Here is a 22,108-nt window from a genome sequence, read left to right as displayed (position 1 = left end):
GCTCTCGCCGCCCGGCTTCCCTTTTACCTTATAAACCGCTCCCGGCTGCGCTTCACGTCGCCGTGATATGCCTCGTTGAGCTTCTCCTGCACCCGCAGATAGGTCTCCAGCTCCTCCTCCGAAAAATCCCCCAGCAGCTCAAAGGTGATGTCCCGGCAGTTCTGGGTAAACGCCTGGTGACCCTGGTAGATCTGCATCCCCGTCTCCGTCAGCGTCAGGTTATATACCCGGTTGTTCTCCCGGTTCCGGGTCTGCTCCACCCAGCCCTTCTCCCGCAGCTTGCGCACGATCTGAGAGCAGGCAGAGGCCGTCTTTTTCAAAATGTTCCCCAGGTCAGTAATGGTCACCCCGGGGTGGATGGCGATGAGGTCGATGATCTCTCCCTCCGCCTGGTAGAGGATGGCCTCCCCGTAGTGATGGGGCAGAGAGTCATATTCCACCATCAGCTCGTAAGCCTCATCCTGAGCGTCCCAAACCTTTTTCAGCAGCTCCTGCCGGTTCCTTGCCATATCGCCGCCCCCTTGTCTTTTTTCTATTATAGTCGATTCTTTTCTCCCCCGCAAGCGGAATTTCCGGTTGTCCCAAGGCCCGCCCTGTGATAAGATAGAACAATAGAGCATCATAAAACGATTTTAAAAAAGGAGCCTGTGCCATGGATCGCAAACTGGCCCTCCCGCTGTGTCTCTGCCTGCTGCTCTCCTCCTGTGCCACAGTAGACCACACGCCGGCTTCCACGCCCCCGTCCGCCCCCGCTTCTTCGGAGCCCTCCGCCCCGGCCGTCACCCCGGCCCCCGCCCCGGAGTGGGGCGAGCAGGTCTACATGACCGCTTTCACCGCCGAGGGCCGCGAGGCGCCCGTCTTTGTCCCCGAGTACCGCCTGCCGCTGATCAAAAACGCCGACGGCCTGCCCGCCTACGAGGCAGTCAACGCCTACTACGCCGCCGCCCTGGACGACCTGGCCATCTCCTCCGCCGACCTGGCCGCCTGGGCCATGGACGACTTCGCCGTCACCCAGGCCACCGGCGACCCCTTCTTTGACTATGTGGACACCGAGTCCTACGAGCTCACCATGTCCACCCCCACCCGGGTGAGCGTCCTGCGCAGCCACTACAGCAACTCCGGCGGCCCTTACCCCACCCTCTATCCCCTCTCCGACACCTTTGACCTGACCACCGGGGCGCGGCTGGAGTTTGCCCAGCTCTTCTCCTGCCCCGCCGACGAGGCAAAACAGCGGATCCTAGAGTGCCTTCTGGCCCTCAATGCCCAGGGTGCCTTTTCCGATACCGTTCTGGACGAGACCCTGGTGAAAAACGCCTTTCAGGAGGAAAACTTTTACCTCACCGAAAGCGCCTTCACCGTCTACTTCTCCAGCTTCGACTTCCCCCAGGCCATCGGCGTGCCCACCTTCGCCATTCCCTACGCGGACTTGGAGGACATCCTGCTCCCCTGGGATTGAGCTTTTCCGTCCACAAATCTCCCTTTTCTGGAGGTTGCGATGAAACCTGCCAAAAAACAGCCCCTGCTCCCTCCCCTCTCTCTCGCCATCCAGTCTTACGGCGCCAACGGAGAGGGGATCTCTCACCTCCCCGACGGCATGACCTGCTTTATCGCCGGCGCCCTCAGGGGCGAGACCTGCCTTGTCCAACTGGACAAGGTGGGCCGCTCCGCCGCCTGGGGCCACGTCTCCCAAGTGCTGGAGCCCTCCCCCGCCCGGCTGGAGAGCGACTGTCCCCACTACGCCGCCTGCGGCGGCTGTGCCCTGCGGCACATGACCTACGGCGAAGAGCTGGAGCTGAAACGGCAAAAAGTTCAGGACTGCCTCACCCGGATCGGCGGCTGTTCCCTCCCCGTTTCTGTTATATACGGTTCCGAAAATACTCTCCGTTATCGGAATAAGGCCCAATTTCCCATTTCTCCCGGCCCCCAGGGGCCCAATATCGGCTTCTACGCCCAGCGCACCCACGCCGTCACCGACGTACCCGACTGCCTTCTCCAGCCGGAGAGCGCGGCCCGGCTGCGCCAGGCGCTGAAAGACTATATGACCGCATACCGCGTCTCCGCCTACGATGAGCGCGCCGGCGCCGGCCTTCTGCGGCACCTCTATGTGCGCACCAACCAGGCCGGCGAGAGCCTTTGCTGTCTGCTGGTCAACGGCAGGTCTCTCCCCCACGAGGCCGAGCTTGTGGAGGCCCTCCGCACCACCGAGCCAAAGCTGAAAGGGGTAGTCCTGGGGGTCAACGAGCGGAAAACCAACGTCATTTTGGGCGATTCCTACCGCACTCTTTGGGGGGATGACTTCCTCATGGACACCCTCCGGGGCCTCACCTTCAAGCTGTCGGTGCCCTCCTTTTACCAGGTCAATACTCCCCAGGCGGAGGTTCTCTACGGCCTGGCTCTGGACTTCGCCCAGCTCACCGGAGCGGAGACCGTCCTTGACCTCTACTGCGGCATCGGCACCATCACCCTGTGCCTGGCCCGGAAAGCCAAGCGGGTCATGGGCTGCGAGATCGTGCCCGAGGCCATTGGGGACGCCGTGGAAAATGCCCGGCGCAACGGCATCACCAACGCGGAGTTCTTCTGCGGCGACGCCCAGGCCATCGCCCAGCGTCTGGCGCAGGCGGGCACACGCCCCCAGGTCGTCACCGTGGATCCCCCCAGAAAGGGACTGGCAGAGCAGGTGGTGGCCTCCATCGTCCAGATGGATCCAGAGCGGGTGGTCTACATCTCCTGCGACCCCGCCACTCTGGCCCGGGATGTAAAACGCTTCGCCGAGTGCGGCTACCGCCTCCAAAAGGCCGTGGCCGTCGACCTTTTCCCCCGCACCCCCCACGTGGAGACGGTATGTCTATTGACCAAACTCAAGGCCGATAAGCACGTTGAGGTAGATCTGGACCTGAGTGAGCTGGATGTGACTGCCGCAGAGAGCAAGGCCACCTATGACGAGATCAAATCGTATGTACTGGAGCGGTTTGGGCTGAAAGTCTCCAGTCTGTATATCTCCCAGGTCAAGAAGAAATGCGGCCTGGAGGTAGGGCAATGCTACAACCCGCCCAAATCAGGCGCCTCCCAGCAACCCAAATGCCCGCCAGAAAAAGAAGCCGCTATCCGAGCAGCATTGGAGCATTTCGGTATGATATAGTGTTCGTTACATATCGGCAGCGACCACAATGATTTGTGGCCGCTGCCGATTTTTCTCCTCTGCCTTTCGGGGTCCGGGGTGTCCCCGGCGCACACCTTGCCAGCCCCAGCGGGGCGGCAAGGTATAGTGCGTTATACCGCCCCGACAACCGCACGCAAAAGTGCTCGGCTCCCTCATCGGGAGCCGAGCACTTTTTGTGGGCGGGAAACCGCCGTCCAAGGATGGTTACCCTGCAATGCTGCCCCCCTTTGGTAGCGGTTCCATTTGGCGGGGTGGTATGTGAAAAACCTACCATTCCCCACCCAGCTCTGCCATCAAAGAAAGGAGTTTTATTTTATGCCTTATGCCATCATGCGTTTCGCCAAACGGAAAGGAGGCCCGGCCAGTGCCCTGGAAAAACACCATGAACGCCGGAAGGAACAGTACGCCAGCAATCCGGATGTAGACCTGGAGCGGAGCCATCTCAACTACCATCTGATAGAGCCACAGATGAAATACTATGCCGAGATCCAGTCCCGCATCGAAAGGGCCCAGCGGAAAAATCCCAAGCTGAAGGTCCGTAAAGACAGCGTGAAATTTATCGACACCATTGTCACCGCCTCCCCGGAATTTTTAGCTGACCTTCCGGAAGAAAGGGTACACCACTATTTTGAGCTGGCGTTGGAATTTTTCAAGAAGGAAGTGGGTGTTGAAAACATTTTCTCCGCCGTAGTCCACATGGACGAGCGCAATCCCCATATGCATCTGTGTTTTGTCCCACTCACCTCTGACAACCGGCTCTCCGCCAAGGAGGTCATCGGCGGGCGGGAAAAGCTGGTGGAGTGGCAGGATAAGTTTCACGACCACATGAGCGCCGAGTTTCCTTCCCTTGAGCGAGGCGAGTCCGCTGCCGTTACCAAGCGCAAACACATCCCCACCTGGCTCTATAAGCAGGCCCACCGTTTGACGGAAGAAATGACTCTGATTCAGAAGGAATTGGAGCGCATCGGCCCTCTCAACGCCAATAAGCAGAGAGAGAAAATTTCAAAACTGCTGGAAAAGTGGTATCCTCAGGTCAACGCTTTCGAGGCCAAGTTAAGACCCTATGAAGAGCAACTCAAGCTCATGCGTTACAACGAGACGGTCTTGCGTGAGCAAGCAAAACAGGCCCAATGGGAACTCCAGCAGGAGCACCAAGAGAGCCTGTCGCTGATCCACGGGCTACGGGAATATCGGGGCTTTCTCAAGTCCATCCCCGAGGAGGTGCTGGAGGGGCTGATGGAGCAATACGGGCAGATGATGGAGGAGCAGGAACAAGGACACAAATTTCATGACGAGTTTTGATCCTCACGCACAAGGCCCGAGGACACAAACATCCTCGGGTCTTGCGTGTTTTATATGATTCCAAAATACTTTTCAAAGAACGCTTTCAGCTTGTCAATAACGCCCTGCTTCTTTTCCGCTCGATTCCCACCCCCAAAGCGCGAAACCGGCGGCATGAGTTTATCAATATCCGTTCCCGTCGTCTTAACCGCCCCATCTCGGAAAGCATTTTCTATAAACTTGCGTGTTTCATCCGGCTTAAGGTTTTCGGTAGAAATAATTTCCGTCAAATCAGCCTCTTCTTGCTCCGACACATACCGCCTCCAATCGCTTTGAACAGAAGTCTCCACATTGACCCGGCTGATAAACTGCTCGATCAATTCTTTCTTGCTGCGCAGTTGAAGGCTGGCGTCCACCGCTTTTTGAATGGTGGCCAAAATCTCCTTGTCTTCACAGTTGCCATCGTGGTACTTCTCCACCAGCATTAGAATATAGTCAATATTAACTTCCACCTGCTTTATGAGCTCAATTTCAAAAACTATGTCATCGTTGATATTCTCTTTATCGCCATCATCACGATTCCGATACTTATCATAAAGGTCAATGTAGATGCTCTGATAGTCCTGAAGATCCCGCTCGGACATATTCTCCACATCGCCAAACTTATCAAAGGATGCAAGGATATTCCGCAGTGAGAGGATCGCACTGAACAGTTTGATAAACTCCTTCTCAGCACGCTCTCCAATAATTTCTTGTCCTAAAGGGAACTCCGCATCCAGTCGTTCCAACAGATCTATATATCCCGGATGATATCTCCCATTGGCATCTTCAAACCCATGATAATAATCTTCAAAGCTCTTAAGCAAAACGATCCCGCCAGCGTTTTCGTCTCCAAACAAGGCAAGTGCATCATCGGTTGCTTGCTGGAGATCCCGGAAACAGATAATATTTCCATAGGTTTTAACTGAATTCAAAATGCGGTTTGTTCTGGAATAAGCCTGAATCAAACCGTGCATTTTTAGATTCTTGTCCACCCACAGCGTGTTAAGCGTTGTTGCATCAAATCCCGTGAGAAACATATTGACAACGATCAAAAGATCGACTTCCCGGTTTTTTACCCGCATGGACAAATCTTTGTAGTAATTTTGGAATTTATCTGCAGATGTATCAAAATTTGTGTGAAAGGCTTCATTGTAATCTTTGATTGCACTCTCCAAAAAATCACGGGAAGTTTGATCCAACGCCTCTGTATCAAAGCCCTCCTCTCCCAATACATCATCTGGGTCTTCTTCATTGGCAGAATAGCTGAAAATAGTAGCTACTGTAAGCTGTCGCCGCTGTTCAGCAAGCAACCTTTTGATTTCTGTATAGTACTTCATTGCCATAGGGATAGAACTGACCGCAAATATGGAATTGAACCCCGCCATTCGCTTCCCCTTTAAGGAATAATAGCTGTTTCTCCTTGTTTTCTGGTCAAAGTGTTCCAGAATGTACTCAGAGACCTCTTTGATCCGTTCCGGGGCTCCCATGACCCGCTCAATATCAATAGCTTTTACATTCTTATCTTTGATGTTTTCTTTCTTTTTGACCGTATCCACATAATCAATGCGGAACGGCAAGACATTCTCATCATTAATAGCATTTACAATTGTATACGCATGGAGCGGCAATGTCGGCCTGCCGTCCTTATCCGCTTCACCACCAAAAGCCTGAGGGGTCGTCAATAATTCTGCATGCTTTCCCCGCACTGCATTTTTTGAAAAAATGGGAGTGCCAGTAAAACCAAAGAGATGATAATTCTTGAACGCCTTTGTGATCTTCTTGTGCATGTCACCAAACTGGCTCCGATGACACTCATCAAAGATAATCACGCAGTGCTTCTCAAATACGGTATGACCCTTATTCTTTGTCACAAAGTGATCCAACTTCTGGATTGTTGTAATAATAATTTTAGCGTCCGTATCTTCCAATTGACGCTTCAAAATGGCTGTAGATGCATTCCCGTTGGCCGCTCCTTTTTCAAAGCGGTCATATTCCTTCATGGTTTGATAATCCAGATCTTTTCGATCCACCACAAACAAAACCTTATCAATATAGGAAAACTGGGAGGCCAGTTGAGCAGTCTTGAAAGAAGTCAGTGTCTTTCCACTGCCTGTCGTATGCCAGATATATCCTCCCGCTTCGATCGTCCCAACTTTTTTATAAGTTGTAGAGACCTCGATCCGATTCAATATCCGTTCGGTAGCAGCAATTTGATAGGGGCGCATGACCATCAACACATCTTCCGAAGTAAAAACACAATAGCGTGTCAGCACATTCAGAATCGTGTGCTTGGCAAAGAATGTTTTCGTGAAGTCAATCAGATCTGGAATCACTTTATTTTTACCATCCGCCCAAAAGGAGGTGAACTCGAAGCTGTTGCTGGTCTTCTTGCTCTTCCGTCGCCCGGACTCATCCATTTCTTTAATATGGCTGTTCCGGGTGGTGTTGGAATAATACTTGGTATGTGTCCCATTGGATATCACAAATATTTGCACATACTCAAACAACCCATGTCCCGCCCAAAAGCTGTCTCGCTGATACCTCTTGATCTGATTAAACGCTTCCCGGATAGCCACGCCCCGGCGTTTCAGCTCTATATGGATCAGGGGCAGCCCATTTACAAGGACTGTAACATCATAGCGGTTATCATGGTTGGCCCCATCTTCTATCCCAACCTCATATTGATTGATGACCTGGAGAAAGTTATTGTGGATATTCTTCTTGTCGATCAGCGAAATGTTCTTTGTCATCCCATTGTCCCGATGAAGGGTCTGGATGTGGTCTGACTGGATCTTTCGAGTTTTTTCCACGATCCCCTCATTATTGTTGGCAATGCAATCGGCAAAAAACTGCTCCCACTCGCTATCAGTGAAAACATAATCGTTAAGCTTTTCTAACTGTGTACGGAGGTTCTTGACCAAATCGCCCTCTGTATGGATCGACAGGTATTCATAGCCCTGAGTGGTCAGCACTCGAATCAGTTCCCGCTCCAATTCAGCCTCACTTTGATAGGCATCAGAGCGGGTTGCTTTGGGCTCATATTCGGCAACCACAGTGCTTTCCGTGGTTGCCGCAACGATATTAAAATAGGCCATTCCATCTACCTCCTCACAAGTGCTACAACAAGAGAAACAATAGATACTATACAAGCAAAAATACTCAACAGATAGCCTCGATTTTCGATATTTTCAAGTTCAATGCTTGCAATACGGAAAAGTCTCGATATAAGGAATATTAAAATACCCCATATTACACTCCAGATAGCTTGCCACCAAGTAATTGTCTCCCCCGCCAACGCAATAATAGGAGGCATAGCAACAAGAGTGAGAGCAACAAGAAGCAGAATGCCGCCAACAATTCCAAAAGCCATTGCAGAAAGCATTTGGAGCAAAGAAAAGGTCACTCTATCTCCCTTAATTTTTCTGCGTGGCAGAAAAATTAATTTTAAAAACGCTCTTAGAATATTAAAAAACTCTAATACTTGTCGTTTCGGTCTATGTTCGCCAGAATAATCCTTAATTCCAAGTGCTTGCTGCCACGACTTTTGTTCTTCTGTTTGCCGCTTGTTCGCTTCTGCTTGCCGATTTTGATTGGCTTCTTCTATGGCCTTAGCAATAATATGTGACCATTCCTCTGCAGAAAAACCTTGAGGCGCTTGTATCGGCACATTTTTTTGCTTGTTCTTCTTGTTTCTATCTTTTCCCATTAAATTACTTTCTCCTTAAAAGTCAACAGCTTGTCTCTATAATATTCATATTGTTTTTGCCTGGCCTCAATCTCGGCTGGGAGGCCTTCTGAAATGTCGTTGCAAATAGCATCAAATCGGTCAAGGATGGCTACAATGTGTTCTTGCTCTTTCGGAGCAGGAAACGGGATTTTAATTTTATTCAGATTCTTCTGATTCAATTTTGGCTGTGCGCCTCCTGTAACCCAAGGCGAAAGGTCAATAGAATTCAAATAGAATTCCACATAGCGTCGAGCTGCATAGGTATCAAATTTTAGAACATGGGCATGGTTGTTTACCCAGTTTCTCCCTGAAATCGAAAAGGCAATTGGCGTACTACGAGCCAAAAGATTTGCTCCATCCTCAGATACCAACAGATAGTCCCCATCAAACAAATAATCGCTTACATAGTCTACGATACCAGAAGCACCGTAGTAGGGATACTCCCCAACCTCACGGTTTCCGCTTGTAACAGGTTTACGCTGATTGTCATAGTTTTCAGAAATATCTTCCAATGTCACAAAAACAACGCCAAAAACATATTGACAAAGCCGAATCAGGGCGCTACGTCTGTCTGTCTGTCTGTCTGTCTGTCTGTCTGTCTGTCTGTCTGTCTGTCTGTCTGTCTGTCTGTCTGTAGAGATTATCCGCCCAGTAGCAGCGTATGTCAACAGGGCATCCCGGTAAAATTCATATTGCTTTTTCCGGGCTTCGATTTCTGCGGGCAAGCCTATATTCAGGTCAGAGCAAATAGCATCAAAATTGTCCAAGACATCAACTAAACGATTTTGTTCTTCGAGAGTAGGTATTGGAATCTGAAGTTTTTTCATTTCTGCCATTGGAATGCTTTTGACTGTGCCGCCAGCTACTTTTTTTGCGATTGCGGATTTCAAAGTATCCGTACGGAGAATGTACATCAGGAAACGGGAGTTAAGTACATTCTGTTGGGGCTTAATAACGTAAACGCCTTCTTTAATGTTCCAGTTTATGGGCGGTTCCTCTATCACCGCAGTTTCGCCAATTGTACCTGTACCGGAGAACAGCACATCACCAACTTCAAGATGAGAGCGATTATTACAAAGATGAAGTGCCTCATCATTTATTTTGTCAGTTTTTTCAGAAAACACAACTGTCCCATTTTGAATTTCTCGAATCGTCACATAGTAGTTATGGGCATCATCGGTATTCAATTTGAAAAACTGGCGCGGATTAAGCCCTGTATTGAGAGAAATAATAACCTCTCCAAGTGTCCGCCACTCGCACTCAATCGCCCCCCCCCCCGAGGACATCGAAGGTCAGGAGCTTATCCCGATAGAATTCATATTGTTTCTTTCTCGCTGTAAGCTCCGCTGTAAGCTCCGCTGTAAGCTCCGTGAAATTGTCCAAAATGCGGACAATTTCACGCTGCACAGGCAGCGGGGGCACAGGCATTACAAATTCCTCTGTAACAGGCAACGAAATCTGCGGAAGGGATCCCATTCCTGATGCGGCCTCTCTAAACCTTTCAATATTATTTTTTAGAACATAATAGAGAAACTTTACCGAGATTTTTTCATCTGCTGTATAGGCCCACATCTCGTTCTTAAAAGTAAAAGGCTTCTCATAATAGACAACATCAATTACACCTCTGGACTGAACCAACACCGCCGGCACTCTTGTGATATTGGCATTCGGAATGTCCTTTTCGTGTGCGTTGATGACGGTCTTCCCTCCCGCAAACACCCTGATTTCTCCATCAGAAGATGCGATATCTTTCATTTTCGCTGCAGTAATAGGGGTCCCTCGCAACCTTTTATATTCATCTTTCACTTTCTTATAGCTAACCCCATCGGGGCAAAACTCCGCAATAAGCTTTTCCAACTGACTCATACCTGCCCCTCCTTTCCCTCAATCCAACCCAGTGCTGCTTTTGCCCCCACAAGTTCTTGAGCATTTTTCACGTTATCAAGTACTCCAACCACTAACCTACGAAGCGCATCATACTTTTTTAACCCCGTCTGCTCATCATAATCGCCATGGACTACATCGCTCAACTCTCTAAAAAGTCTATATCCATCCTCTGAAAACTCTTTTGGAATAATCGGTCTTTGAGTCTCCACACTATCCAATATTTCTTTAAACGGCTTGGGTGCCCCACCCTTCTTTTTCGTTTCTATGCCCAAATCTACTGCCGTTCGAATCGTAACATCTTCTAATATCTTTCTTAAATATACGATTGCCCCAGCACCCAGTTCATCACGATATGCTCGCTCCGCCTTTTCCATCCATTCTGAATATTCCGGGTGGTGTCCGTGCTTTAACTGAACATTTCCTGTTAGGCGCTCACTCCGCTTTAATATCCGCACCTCAGGAGCGGGAGCCAACATATCCTCTTTACTTTCCACAAGAAACCACACTGGCACAGATGCTCCACAAAGAGGGCATGTCAAAACACAATCAATGCTGACCAAGCGGTCAGTTATTCCAATACAGAACAGTTCACCATCAAAGGTAAAAGTTACATCGTCATCACATTGATTACAAAAATATGTAAGCCCCACTGTGCCCGCATTGACTTTCCTCTGCTTTCCTCTCCCCAGTTTGGTCTTCCCCAAGAAATTTTCCACTTGAGAAAATGTGCTTGCCGGAGGTTTTGATAGTACATTAGATAGACGCATCGCTATCCGCCCCTATCTCTCTAATTATCTTATTAATCTCATCCCGCAGCACTTGCTCCCGCTCGACGATTTTTTCAATTTCAGCGTTGAGCTTCACAATATCGATCTTCTCCCGGGTGTCCTCCGCTTCCACATAAGTGGAAACCGATAGATTGTAACCGTTATCTTCGATTTCCTGGTAATCGGCCAAGTGGGAAAAATGCTTGACTTCCTCACGGGCGGAAAAGATCTTTACGATTCGGTCGATGTTTTCTTGGGTCAGCTTGTTGTTGTTCGTCACCTTGATACACTCGCCGGAAGCATCGATAAACAAGGTCTTATTGTCCGCCTTGCCTCGCTTCAATACCATGATACAAGTAGCAATGCTGGTCCCAAAAAACAGATTGGAGGGAAGCTGGATCACGCAGTCGATAAAGTTGTTGTCGATAAGATACTTTCGGATCTTCTGCTCTGCCCCACCCCGGTACATGACACCGGGAAAGCAAACAATGGCCGCCGTGCCGTTGGTGGCCAGCCAGGCCAGCGAGTGCATAATAAAAGCAAGGTCGGCTTTGGACTTGGGGGCCAAGACCCCCGCCGGGGAAAAGCGAGGGTCATTGATCAAAATGGGGTTGTCATCCCCGGCCCACTTAATGGAGTAGGGCGGGTTGGAAACAATCAGTTCAAATGGCTCGTCATCCCAGTGCTGGGGGCTGGTCAATGTGTCCTCACAGGCAATGTCAAATCTGTCAAACCCCACATCATGGAGAAACATATTGATACGGCACAAGTTATAAGTGGTAATGTTGATCTCCTGCCCGAAAAAGCCGTTTCGAACGCCATCCCGCCCCAGCACCTTTTCCGCTTTCAGCAGCAGAGAGCCGGAGCCGCATGCCGGGTCATAGACCTTATTGACCTCCGTTTTCCCCACCGTTCCAAGCCGGGTCAACAGTTCAGAAACATCGGCGGGGGTAAAGAACTCACCACCGGACTTGCCCGCATTGGAGGCATACATAGTCATAAGATATTCATAGGCATCGCCAAAGGCATCTATCTGGTGATCCTTGACATCACCCAAATTCATATTCGCAATACCGTTCAAAAGCTTGACCAGCTTTTCATTTCGTTTGGCTACCGTTGCACCCAATTTGTTGCTGTTTACATCATAATCATCAAACAGTCCGGCAAAGCTACTTTCTGACTCGCTACCCTTTGCGGACTCCTCAATGTGGCGAAATACCTGCTCCAGAGTTTCATTGAGGTGTTCCTTGGCCCACTGTATGTCCTGATTGGCCCTGCGCCTGATGTTGCAAAACAACTCACTGGGCAGAATAAAGAATCCCTTTTCCTGCACCAAGCTCTCACGAGCCTCCGCCGCCTCAACATCAGATAACTGTGCATAATCAAAATCAGAATTTCCGGCGGCGACCTCACCCTCGTTGATATAATTGCAGAGGTTCTCGGATATGTAGCGATAAAACATAGTGCCGAGGACATAGTTCTTAAAGTCCCAGCCATCTACTGCGCCCCGCAGTTCATCGGCTATGGCCCAAATCGCCCGATGCAGTTCCTCGCGCTCTTGTTCCTTTTTATTGTCCATTCTCAGCACCCTTTTCTGTTTGTAATTTGATCTTTAGCCGTTTTATCGCTCCCGCTCCCGATACATTTTTACATTATAATAATTCCTGCACCTTGTTGAACAAAATTCGCTCTTGGCTCGGGGGTTATAGTACACCCTCCCGCAATTCTTACAAATCTTGAGGCTTCTGCTCGGCGCTGTGATCAGGGCTGCATAGGTCAGTCGCAACACTGATTCCAAGCTTTTGATCTCCCAGATGAGCTGGGGTGTCCGCCCAGCTGTCAGTCGGTACGGCAGAAGACCAGTCAATTCCCCAACAGGAGTTTCCCCTTCTCCGTTGGCGTGGAGAAAATGCTGATAGAGATGCTTGAATTCCTTTTGGAATGAATCCATATCCTCGCCGTATTCTATCGTGCCTACAGGGCGAAACGGTGGGGGCGTGTCCGGCTCCTCTCCGATGGCTTGTCCCAACTCCACATCCGGCCCCAAAAGGCCGTAGCGGACCGCAAAATCGGCACACAGGCGGTCTTGGTCGGTGCCCTCCATATTGAGCTGTCGTCCCAGCTCCAAAGCATCGGCCACCATCTGCTCGGCATGCTCGGCGCAGTTGTAGGTCACCTCTGTGGCTCCCGGTACAGGTACCAGATAGCGGAATATCCGCCGGTTGAAGGCCTGCTCCACCACCCGGTACTCCGACCATCGCTTCCACAGCACGGTCAAATCAGAGAACATGGCTTTCATTTCCATGAAGATTCCTCCAGTGTAATCTATGTAATCAATGTATCATATTTCAGTCCGGGCCGCAAGTACGGCTTGGACGTTTTTCTGTTTTTAGGACTGATTTTCCCGATTGGCGGCGGTTTTTCCCGTCACCAGCCACCTTACTTGTTCCAGCGCCCTCTGCCGCTGCTTGGTGATATTACGGACGCTGCACCCGGATTCTTCCGCCAAATCTTTTGTTGGAATACCCCAGACAATGTTTTTCAGCAGGATCTCCTTCTGCTTTGGCGTCAGTTCCCGCATGGCTGCGCTTACCGGGTATTCCTCTACCAACTGGTACAGCTCTTCCGGGTCTTGTAAGAAAATAATCTCATTCCAATCCTCCGTCCTGCACAAACTCCGTAGTCCAATGAAGCCGTACTCACCTTCACAATGTTGTCGCTCCAGTAATGTCAGGTCCCGGTCATCCCGATGCTCCCGATGCCGCCGCTCGTTGTTTTCATCAAAATGATCCAGCTCAGCCAACACCTCGTCCCACTTTCCCTCTGTTGCCAGAGCCTTTAGCTTGGCATCCAGCCGTTCTTCTCTTTGCTCCGCCATCGTCTTTTTCAAAATTCCTTTGCTCATGCGTACCGCTTTTAACCTCCTCACCGTCTATAAAATAGACGATTGTAATTGATATAATTATTATGATCAATTACAACGATTTTGTCAAGAGTGAGGAGGGTATCCATGCGAGATGAATGGAGCGGTCTGGCGGATTTGCTGGCCGGATTGATCGAAAAGTACATAGACCAGTTGGATCTGGATAATCTGCCTGCCCCTGCTCCCAAATCTTACAACACAGAAAAAGAAGTCGAAACAGCTCAAACTCCTTGTTGCAAAGGCCCGGAAGCTATGGTATGATTATCGTGATAGAGCTGTCCAAACGAAATACAGGAGGTGTTCCTTTCATGGGAAATCCGATCAAGAAAGAGGTCATCCACGCCAAAGGAATTGATATTGGTATCTATACCACAGACTTCGAAAACGAATTTATTTCCTTGACTGATCTGGCAAAATATAAGAGCGACGAGCCAAACGATGTGATCCGCAACTGGATGCGGGGCCGGGATGTCATCGAATTTCTCGGCCTGTGGGAGAGCATGCACAACCCGGATTTTAAACCCGTCGAATTCGACACCTTTAAAAGTCAGGCCGGCTCCAACGCTTTCACCATGTCTCCTACAAAATGGATTAAGGGTGTAAACGCCATCGGCATTGTGGTCAAGTCCGGCCGTTACGGTGGCGGCACCTATGCTCACATGGACATCGCCATGGCCTTTGCCACCTGGCTCTCCCCCGAATTCCAACTCTATGTGATGAAGGACTACCGGCGGCTGAAATCCGATGAGAGCAGCCGTATCTCCCTGGGATGGAACCTGAACCGGGAGATTGCCAAGCTCAACTACCGCATCCACACCGATGCCATCAAGGAAAACCTGATTCCCCCGGAGCTGACAGCGGAGCAGATCGCCTTTACTTACGCCAGCGAGGCCGACCTTCTCAATGTGGCTCTGTTCGGTCTGACCGCCAAGCAATGGCGGGAGGCTCACCCCGGCAAAAAGGGCAATATGCGGGACGAGGCTACTCTCCAACAGCTTTTGGTGCTGGCCAATCTGGAAAGCTATAACGCCATCCTTATTGAGCAGGGCAAAGCACAGTCAGAACGGCTGGTGGCTTTGCGAGATCTGGCCGTTCAGCAAATGCGTTCCCTGCAAGCCTTAAACCTCAGCAGCCTGCCGCAGCTTCCCGAGGGCCAGGCGTAACATGAACAGTATGGACAGAGGAAAAATAAAGGTCTATCTTTACACCCGTGTGTCCACCGCCATGCAGACGGATGGATACTCCCTTGATGCCCAGAAAGCCCGGATGAAAGCCTTTGCCGAATATAACGGCTATGAGATTGCAGGGGAATACGAGGATGCGGGCAAGTCAGGCAAATCCATTGAGGGCCGGGCCGAGTTCTCCCGGATGATGGAGGATATTAAATCCGGGAAAGACGGCGTATCTTTTGTACTGGTATTCAAGCTGTCCCGTTTCGGACGGAACGCCGCCGATGTGCTGTCCACCCTCCAAATCATGCAGGATTTTGGGGTCAATCTCATCTGTGTGGAGGATGGCATCGACTCCTCCAAGGATGCCGGAAAGCTGATGATCTCCGTCCTCTCCGCTGTGGCGGAGATCGAACGGGAGAATATCCGTGTCCAAACCATGGAGGGCCGCATCCAGAAAGCCAGAGAGGGCAAGTGGAACGGCGGCTTTGCCCCCTACGGCTACCGCCTGGTGAATGGACGGCTGGAGATCAACGAAGAAGAGGCCGTTGCCATCCGAACCATCTATGACCAGTATGTTAACACCGACATTGGTGCCAACGGCCTTTCCAAGTATCTGGAGGATCACGGCATCCGCAAGCTACCCCGGCAAAACGGAACAAACACACTCTTTGACGCTCACCTTATTCGCTTGATTTTGAAAAACCCCGTTTATTGCGGCAAGATCGCCTATGGCCGCAGAAAGACCGAAAAGGTACACGGTACCCGCAACGACTACCGCCTGGTTCATCAGGAAAATTATTTGCTTGCGGACGGCCAGCACGAGGCTATTGTCTCTGAGGAGGTCTGGCAACAGGCTCAGGTGAAGCTGTTGGCCCAAGCTAAACGGTACGAGCATATTCACCGGGGCAAGGATGAGCATATCCATCTTCTCTCCGGCATCGTAAAATGCCCTCTTTGCGGTGCCGGGATGTACGGTAACAAAAGCTCCAAGCGACACCCGGATGGCTCGTTTTACAAGGATTTTTACTACTATGGCTGCAAACACCGCACCATGCTGCGGGGACACAAGTGCAATTATAAAAAGCAGATCCGGGAAGAGTTGCTGGACGAAGCGGTGGCGGAGGTCATTACCAAGCTGGTAAGCAATCCCAAATTCGCCGCCATGATGCAGGAGAAGATCAATCTAAAGGTGGACACTGCCGCCATCGATCAAGAGATCACCAACTACGAAAAAGAGCTTCGCCAGATCTATTCCCTCAAGTCCCGGCTGACCGAGGAACTGGATGGCCTCAACCCAGATGACCGGCACTACCTCCGTCAGAAGAATGACCTGGACGAGCGCATCTACAAGCTGTACGATAAAATCGAGTCTGTGGAAAATCAGCTTATCGAAGCCCGAGCTAAGAAGACCTCCATTGAGGCGGACAAGATCACCAGCGACAACATCTACAAAGTCCTCATCTACTTTGACTGTCTGTATGCCATTATGAATCCGCTGGAACGCCGCCAACTTGTGGAGTCTCTCATCTCCGAGATTCATGTCTATGAGGAGCGCCAGCCTAATGGTCAGTGGCTCAAATCCATCAAATTCAAGCTGCCCATCATCCGGGAGGGCATGGAGTTGAGTTTAGACTCTGGAGAACATATCGAGACCGTGACCCTTTTGGCGCGGGCACGCTGAATCTTTCCAAGGCCCATATTTCAACAGGTTCCGGAGGTCTTTTTATGTCTGACAACACCCGCCGCAGCGGCCATATTGCCGCCTGCTTCACCGTTCTGCTCTGGGGCACCACCTTTGTGTTTACCAAGTCCCTGCTGGCCTCCTTCAGCCCCATCGAGATCCTCTTTATCCGCTTCCTGCTGGGCTACTTCGCCCTCTGGGCCGTCCGGCCCAGGACGCTCAAAACCGCCGGAAAGCGGGAGGAGCTTCTTTTCGCCGCCGCGGGCCTGTGCGGCGTGACCTTGTACTACCTGTGCGAGAACATCGCCCTCACCTTCACCCTGGCCTCTAATGTGGGGGTCATCGTCTCCACCGCCCCGCTCTTCACCGCCTTGCTGGCCTTCCGGTTCCTGGGGGAGGAAAAACCGGGGCCCCGGTTTTTCCTGGGCTTTGCCGCCGCCATTGGCGGCGTGGCCCTGGTCAGCTGGGGCGGAGGCGGCGTGGCCCTCGACCTTCGGGGCGATCTTTTGAGCCTCTTTTCCGCCTTCGTCTGGGGCGTCTATTCCATCCTCTCCCGTAAATTCAACGCCCTGGGCTACGACGCCATTCTCTGCACCCGCCGGGTGTTTTTCTATGGACTTCTCTTTATGCTCCCCGCCCTGTTTTTTATGGACTTCCACCCTCAGCTCTCCGCCCTCACCGTCCCGGCAAATCTTTTCGGCATCCTCTACCTGGGCCTCGGCGCCGGGGCGGCCTGCTTTGTCACCTGGAACCTGGCGGTGAAGCGGCTTGGAGCCCTCACCACCAGCGTGTATATCTACCTGGTTCCCCTGGTGACGGTGGTGGCCTCCGCCATTGTGCTCCATGAGCGCATGACCCTCGCCTCTCTGGCGGGCATGGCTCTTATCCTGGCGGGGCTGTTCCTCTCCCAGGATTGGCACAGAACGCCGGCAGAAGAGGAGGCAGAGGTAAAATGAAACCCACGATCCTCTTTTACGCCCCCGCTCCCACCCCCTGGGGCGGCCAGCTGCGGCAGCTTTGCGCCATCCAGGGCTTCCGGCTGCGCGTGGTGGAGACCCAGGACTTAGACCGCACCGTAGAAGTCCTGGCCCAGGGGCTCCAGACTTCCCAGCCCCACCCGGCGGGCGCGCCGCTGGAGGAGCCCGTCCTGGTGTTCTGCGCCCTTTCCGGCAAGCAGTTTGACCGTCTCCTCCCCGCTCTGACCCGTATGGGCGCCCGGAGCTGCCTCAAGGCGGTGCTCACCGCCCACAACGCCCGTTGGAGCTTCCGGGATCTCTATGCCGAGCTGGTCAAGGAGCGACTCCAACTCTCCTGAAATTTCCCCCCGCTCCGCCCCGTTCCCCTCTTGCAGGGAAGGGAAAAATGGGGTAAACTGATATGTTGTAATATTTCGGGGGAAGGAGGGACTCGCATGGACTACGACAGCCTTTTGGAGCTGGCCGCCGACCTGGGCTATGGTCTTTTGGAGAGCGGCGCGGAAATTTACCGGGTAGAGGAGTCGATCCAGCGGCTCCTTCTGGCCTATGGCGCTCAAGCCGCCGACCCCTTTGTCATCCCCAACTGCATCATCGTCAGCTTCCGCACACCCCAGGGGCAAACCCTGACCCAGGTGCGGCGGATGCCCTCTCACGGCACCGACGTGGATCTCATCGAGCGTTACAACGACCTGTGCCGCCGCCTGTGCCGGGAAGCTCCTCCTCTGGAGGAAGCCCGCTCGGCGCTGGACGCGATCTCTCAAAACCGCCGGCAATATTCCATCCCCGTTCTTTGCACCGCCTACTTTTTGGGCTGCGCCGCTTTCACTCTGCTCTTCAACGGGACTTTGCGCGACGCAATATGCGGCGGAGTGTGCGGCCTGGCCGTGGGTCTTGCCCTGATGGCCATGACCCGGCTCGGCACCAACCTCTTTTTCAAATCCATGCTGGGCGCCGCCCTGTCCGCCTTTATGGCCCTGGGGGCGACCCATTTGTGCATTGGGGAGCACAGTGAGTCCATCATCATCGGCGCTCTGATGGCTCTGGTTCCCGGCATCATGTTTACCAACGCCATTCGGGACGTGATGGCGGGGGACATGGTGGCGGGCATCACCAAAGTCGCCGACGCCCTGCTCACCGGCGTGTCCGTGGCCCTGGGCACCGCCTTCGCCCTGGGCCTGACCCAACTTTTCTGGGGGGTGTAGGGATGGAATTTCTGACAAAATGGATCCTGCCCATCTTCTTTTCCTTCGTCGCCAGCGGAGGCTTCGCCGTGGTCTACAACATCCACGGCATGGGCGTTTTTATCAGCGCCCTCGGCGGCGCTCTGGGGTGGCTGACCTATCTTCTCTCCGCCCCCCTTCTGCAAAGCGACATCAGTCAGACCTTTCTGGCCGCCGTGGTCATCTCGGCCTATGCCGAGATCATGGCCCGCCTGCGCAAATATCCTGTCACCGGGTATCTTTTAGCGGCCTTTTTCCCTCTGGTTCCCGGCAGCGGCATCTACTACACCATGGAACACGCCATCAACGGCGAGATCGACGCCTTTCTGGTCTCCTTCCTCCACACTTTGGGGGTGGCGGGAGCCATCGCCGTGGGGGTACTGCTGGTGTCCTCCATCGTGCGGATGTGGCAAAACATTCATCACAACCGGAAGGAGCTCCATTCATGACAAAATACAAGTGGCTCCTCTTTGACGCCGACAACACCCTGTTTGATTTTGACGCCGCCCAGGACTTCTCCCTGACCCGCACCCTGGCGCACTACGGCCTGGAGCCTACAGCGGAGCGAAAGGGCCGGTTCAAGACCATCAACGCCGCCCTTTGGGCCGCCTTTGACCGGGGCGAAATTTCCCAGGAGGCTCTGGTGGTGGAGCGGTACGCCCGGTTTCTGGAGCAGGAGGGCGTGGAGGGCGACCCGGCAGAGTGGAACGACTTCGGCCTCCACCGCCTGGCGGAGAACCCGGTGCTTCTGCCCGGGGCGGAAAAACTGTGCTATAAGCTCTCCCAGCGCTATGTGCTGGCCCTGGTCACCAACGGAGTGGCCTTTGTCCAGCGGCAGCGGCTGAAAAGCTCCCCGCTGGAGCGCTTTTTTGCGGATCGGGTCTATATTTCCGGGGAAATGGGCTGCCGCAAGCCGGAAAAGATCTTTTTTGAGAAAGCCCTGAAGGACTTGGGCGCAGAGCGCCAGAGCGGAAAGGTGCTGGTCATTGGGGACAGCCTCTCCAGCGACATCCGCGGAGCCTTCAATGCCCGGTTGGACAGCCTCTGGTTCGACCGCTCCGGCAAGGGCGAGGGCCATCCCAAGCCCACCTACCGGGCCACCAGCTTCGCCGATATGGAAAAGCTGCTGCTCTCCGCCCCCTTTTAGATCCGTGCCCTGAATCCATCCAAGGAGTGATCTCCCGTGTCCAAGTTCCTTCCGTCTGCCAGAGGCGCCAGCCATCCTTCCCTCTGGCTCATGGCCATCCTGGCCGCCTGCGTAGCGCTGATCCTCATGTCCCTCATGTCCCACCAGGCGGGCGCGCCCCAGGCCGCCGAAGTTCCCTCCCAGGCCGTGGAGGCCCCCGTACATACGCCGGAGGACACCCCCGTTCCGACTCCGGAGCCCACCCCCTCTCCCACCCCGGAGCCGGACTGGTCGCAGCCTGTCCCCGAGAGCGAAGCGGTGGCCCAGGAGGATTGGTTTGCCGACGCGGTTTTTATTGGGGACTCCCGCACCGACGGCCTTCATATCTTCAGCGGCATCACCGCCGAAGCCGTCTTCCTGGAGCACACCGGCATCACCGTCTACGAGATCCTGGACGGCAAAAAGGTCATTCGCCAGGAGGGAGAAAAGCTGCCCATTCTGGATGTGTTGGCCCAAAAGCAGTACGGCAAGGTCTATGTGATGCTGGGGGTCAACGAGCTGGGCTACAAGGCCCCCCAGGATTTTGCCGAGCACTATGGCAAGCTCATCGACGCCATTCGGGAAAGCCAGGAGGACGCCCGGATCTATGTCCAGTCCATTATCCCGGTAAACACTTCCGACTGCAAAAGCTATGACCAGCCCTACTACGTCACCAACGAGGGGGTCTCCGCCTATAACGAGGCCCTGGTCGCCATGGCCCAGGAGAAAAAGGTCTACTTCCTCAACATCGCCGAGGTGATGGAGGACGAGGACGGGGAGCTGAAGTCCGACCTCTCCGCCGACGGCGTCCACTTTAAAAAATCCGGTTATCTGCTGTGGCTGGACTATCTGACCACCCATACGGGAGTCTCATCCTGATAACAAAAGGTGATATAAGATGAAAAAGATACTCTCCGGCATTGTATTTGCCGTCCTCTGCCTGTCCCTGACCGCCTGCGGCGGAAAGACAGCGGAGTTCTCCCCCGCCCAGGACGCTGCCGAGCTGCGGGAGGCGGAGGGGGCCTTTACCACGGCCCTGACCCAGATCGACCAGGCCACCGCCTGCGCCCTCTACGGCATTGACGAGGCCACTGTTACCGCCAGCGCGGTCTATGCCTCCCCCTCCTCCGCCGAGGAGCTGGCCATCTTCACCCTGGACAGCGACGAGGCCGCCCAGGCCGCCCAGACCGCCCTGGGCTACCGGGTGGAGGATCGGCTGGAGGAGCTGGAGGACTATATGCCGGAAGAAATGGACAAGCTAAAGGACGCCGTCATTGAAAAGCGGGGCAGCTCGGTGCTGCTGGTCATCGCCTCTGATTACGGCCCTGTCAGTGAATTTTTGGAGGGATGAAGATGAAACGCCGCCTTTTCTGCGCCGCCTCAGTCCTGGCGCTGCTGTGCGCCCTTCCCTCTCAGGCCGTCGCCTCCCAGCCGAAGTCCAGCGCCCTTCCCGAAGTGGTGGACGCCCCCCTTCTTTTTGAGGCCCCCGTCCCCGCCGCGCCGGCGGTGGAGGAGGACTGGTTTTCCGACGCGGTATTCCTGGGCGATCCCCGGCTCTATGCCATGGCCGGCGGAGCGGAGGTTCCCGGCCTGGTGCTCTCCTTCTCCGATATCAACGTCCAGACCGCCCGCACCAAAAACAGCTACACCGACAGAAACCTCACCCTTGCCCAAGCCTTGGAGGGCGGGGCGTGGACGAAGGTCTATGTGATGCTGGGCCTCAACGAGGCCGCCTGGATGGACGAGGCCACCTTTTGCAGCGAGTATGCCGCCCTCATCGACGACCTGCGCGCCCTCCTGCCCCAGGCAAAGATCTATATCCAGACCCTGATCCCCGTCACCTCCTTCCGCTCCGCCGCCCAGAGCCCCAGCAACACTCTGCTGGCCCGGCGCAATTACCTCCTGGCCCAGCTGGCCCGGGAAAAGCAGGTCTATCTGGTGGATACCGCCGCCCCCTTCACCCAGCCCGGGGGCCTGGCCGACGCGTTGAGCACCGACGGACTCTACCTCACTCCGGAAGGCTGCTATGCCTGGCTCTGTTACCTGCGTACGCATACAGTGGGCACGTAAAAGGATCGAAAAAGCGGCCCGGCATCCAAAGGATGC

At 53.4% G+C, this 22,108-nt stretch carries 23 protein-coding genes; 14 read left to right on the top strand and 9 right to left on the bottom strand.

Features of this window, described 5'->3' with window-relative positions; genetic code table 11:
• Nucleotides 1-23: 23 nt before the first annotated feature.
• Nucleotides 24-509 (bottom strand): MarR family winged helix-turn-helix transcriptional regulator, encoded by a 486-nt coding sequence (locus NFR87_RS09270; protein WP_251449085.1) that lies wholly within the window; start codon nucleotides 507-509, stop codon nucleotides 24-26.
• A 143-nt stretch (nucleotides 510-652) separates the two neighbouring features.
• Between NFR87_RS09270 and NFR87_RS09265 the strand changes: the two genes are divergently transcribed.
• From NFR87_RS09265 to mobV, 3 genes are all read left to right on the top strand, one after another.
• Complete coding sequence (locus NFR87_RS09265) at nucleotides 653-1,456, top strand: RsiV family protein (RefSeq protein ID WP_251449084.1); 804 nt, start codon at nucleotides 653-655, stop codon at nucleotides 1,454-1,456.
• A gap of 39 nt (nucleotides 1,457-1,495) precedes the next feature.
• The gene (gene rlmD, locus NFR87_RS09260; RefSeq protein WP_251449083.1) at nucleotides 1,496-3,139 is read left to right on the top strand and encodes a 23S rRNA (uracil(1939)-C(5))-methyltransferase RlmD; all 1,644 of its coding nucleotides are present in this window, start codon (nucleotides 1,496-1,498) and stop codon (nucleotides 3,137-3,139) included.
• A gap of 336 nt (nucleotides 3,140-3,475) precedes the next feature.
• Complete coding sequence (mobV, locus tag NFR87_RS09255) at nucleotides 3,476-4,462, top strand: MobV family relaxase (protein WP_251449082.1); 987 nt, start codon at nucleotides 3,476-3,478, stop codon at nucleotides 4,460-4,462.
• Nucleotides 4,463-4,512: 50 nt separating this feature from the next.
• Here mobV and NFR87_RS09250 read toward each other — a convergent pair whose 3' ends face one another.
• From NFR87_RS09250 to NFR87_RS09215, 8 genes are all read right to left on the bottom strand, one after another.
• Nucleotides 4,513-7,578, bottom strand: a complete 3,066-nt coding sequence (locus NFR87_RS09250) for a type I restriction endonuclease subunit R (protein WP_251449081.1) — start codon at nucleotides 7,576-7,578, stop codon at nucleotides 4,513-4,515.
• 5 nt (nucleotides 7,579-7,583) lie between these two features.
• A complete protein-coding gene (locus NFR87_RS09245) occupies nucleotides 7,584-8,189 on the bottom strand; it encodes a hypothetical protein (protein ID WP_251449080.1) in 606 nt (201 codons plus the stop codon).
• Nucleotides 8,189-9,496, bottom strand: coding sequence for a restriction endonuclease subunit S (locus NFR87_RS09240; protein ID WP_251449079.1), 1,308 nt, complete (start codon nucleotides 9,494-9,496; stop codon nucleotides 8,189-8,191). Before NFR87_RS09240 ends, NFR87_RS09245 begins: the two co-directional genes overlap by 1 nt.
• Nucleotides 9,471-10,076, bottom strand: a complete 606-nt coding sequence (locus NFR87_RS09235; RefSeq protein WP_251449078.1) for a restriction endonuclease subunit S — start codon at nucleotides 10,074-10,076, stop codon at nucleotides 9,471-9,473. Before NFR87_RS09235 ends, NFR87_RS09240 begins: the two co-directional genes overlap by 26 nt.
• Complete coding sequence (locus NFR87_RS09230; RefSeq protein WP_251449077.1) at nucleotides 10,073-10,864, bottom strand: hypothetical protein; 792 nt, start codon at nucleotides 10,862-10,864, stop codon at nucleotides 10,073-10,075. The genes NFR87_RS09235 and NFR87_RS09230 overlap by 4 nt, the downstream gene beginning before the upstream one ends.
• Entirely contained in the window at nucleotides 10,851-12,443 is a 1,593-nt protein-coding gene (locus NFR87_RS09225; protein ID WP_251449076.1) for a type I restriction-modification system subunit M, read from the bottom strand. Before NFR87_RS09225 ends, NFR87_RS09230 begins: the two co-directional genes overlap by 14 nt.
• 42 nt (nucleotides 12,444-12,485) lie before the next feature.
• Nucleotides 12,486-13,169 (bottom strand): hypothetical protein, encoded by a 684-nt coding sequence (locus NFR87_RS09220; protein ID WP_251449075.1) that lies wholly within the window; start codon nucleotides 13,167-13,169, stop codon nucleotides 12,486-12,488.
• Nucleotides 13,170-13,253: 84 nt separating this feature from the next.
• Entirely contained in the window at nucleotides 13,254-13,769 is a 516-nt protein-coding gene (locus NFR87_RS09215) for an RNA polymerase sigma factor (RefSeq protein WP_251449074.1), read from the bottom strand.
• A gap of 105 nt (nucleotides 13,770-13,874) precedes the next feature.
• Between NFR87_RS09215 and NFR87_RS09210 the strand changes: the two genes are divergently transcribed.
• The 11 genes from NFR87_RS09210 (at nucleotide 13,875) to NFR87_RS09160 (ending at nucleotide 22,072) form a co-directional block, all read left to right on the top strand.
• Nucleotides 13,875-14,048, top strand: a complete 174-nt coding sequence (locus tag NFR87_RS09210) for a hypothetical protein (RefSeq protein ID WP_251449073.1) — start codon at nucleotides 13,875-13,877, stop codon at nucleotides 14,046-14,048.
• Nucleotides 14,049-14,095: 47 nt separating this feature from the next.
• The gene (locus NFR87_RS09205; protein ID WP_251449072.1) at nucleotides 14,096-14,950 is read left to right on the top strand and encodes a KilA-N domain-containing protein; all 855 of its coding nucleotides are present in this window, start codon (nucleotides 14,096-14,098) and stop codon (nucleotides 14,948-14,950) included.
• 10 nt (nucleotides 14,951-14,960) lie between these two features.
• Nucleotides 14,961-16,640 carry a recombinase family protein gene (locus NFR87_RS09200; RefSeq protein ID WP_251449086.1) on the top strand — a complete coding sequence of 560 codons (1,680 nt, stop codon included), beginning with the start codon at nucleotides 14,961-14,963 and terminating at the stop codon, nucleotides 16,638-16,640.
• A gap of 44 nt (nucleotides 16,641-16,684) precedes the next feature.
• Nucleotides 16,685-17,596 (top strand): DMT family transporter, encoded by a 912-nt coding sequence (locus tag NFR87_RS09195; protein ID WP_251449071.1) that lies wholly within the window; start codon nucleotides 16,685-16,687, stop codon nucleotides 17,594-17,596.
• Nucleotides 17,593-17,955 carry a DUF3783 domain-containing protein gene (locus NFR87_RS09190; protein ID WP_251449070.1) on the top strand — a complete coding sequence of 121 codons (363 nt, stop codon included), beginning with the start codon at nucleotides 17,593-17,595 and terminating at the stop codon, nucleotides 17,953-17,955. The genes NFR87_RS09195 and NFR87_RS09190 overlap by 4 nt, the downstream gene beginning before the upstream one ends.
• 96 nt (nucleotides 17,956-18,051) lie before the next feature.
• Complete coding sequence (locus NFR87_RS09185; protein ID WP_251449069.1) at nucleotides 18,052-18,819, top strand: threonine/serine exporter family protein; 768 nt, start codon at nucleotides 18,052-18,054, stop codon at nucleotides 18,817-18,819.
• 2 nt (nucleotides 18,820-18,821) lie between these two features.
• Nucleotides 18,822-19,286, top strand: a complete 465-nt coding sequence (locus tag NFR87_RS09180; RefSeq protein ID WP_251449068.1) for a threonine/serine exporter family protein — start codon at nucleotides 18,822-18,824, stop codon at nucleotides 19,284-19,286.
• Nucleotides 19,283-19,984, top strand: coding sequence for a YjjG family noncanonical pyrimidine nucleotidase (locus NFR87_RS09175; RefSeq protein ID WP_251449067.1), 702 nt, complete (start codon nucleotides 19,283-19,285; stop codon nucleotides 19,982-19,984). Before NFR87_RS09180 ends, NFR87_RS09175 begins: the two co-directional genes overlap by 4 nt.
• A gap of 36 nt (nucleotides 19,985-20,020) precedes the next feature.
• The gene (locus NFR87_RS09170) at nucleotides 20,021-20,881 is read left to right on the top strand and encodes a GDSL-type esterase/lipase family protein (protein ID WP_251449066.1); all 861 of its coding nucleotides are present in this window, start codon (nucleotides 20,021-20,023) and stop codon (nucleotides 20,879-20,881) included.
• A gap of 19 nt (nucleotides 20,882-20,900) precedes the next feature.
• The gene (locus NFR87_RS09165; protein WP_251449065.1) at nucleotides 20,901-21,353 is read left to right on the top strand and encodes a DUF4358 domain-containing protein; all 453 of its coding nucleotides are present in this window, start codon (nucleotides 20,901-20,903) and stop codon (nucleotides 21,351-21,353) included.
• Between the two features lie 2 nt (nucleotides 21,354-21,355).
• On the top strand, nucleotides 21,356-22,072 hold the full coding sequence (locus NFR87_RS09160; protein ID WP_251449064.1) for an SGNH/GDSL hydrolase family protein: 717 nt from the start codon (nucleotides 21,356-21,358) through the stop codon (nucleotides 22,070-22,072).
• Nucleotides 22,073-22,108: the final 36 nt, after the last annotated feature.

The sequence above is a fragment of the Vermiculatibacterium agrestimuris genome (genome assembly GCF_943193085.1).
In the GTDB taxonomy this organism is placed as follows: Bacteria; Bacillota; Clostridia; order Oscillospirales; family Oscillospiraceae; genus Vermiculatibacterium; species Vermiculatibacterium agrestimuris.
This window is presented reverse-complemented; position numbering and strand designations above follow the sequence as displayed.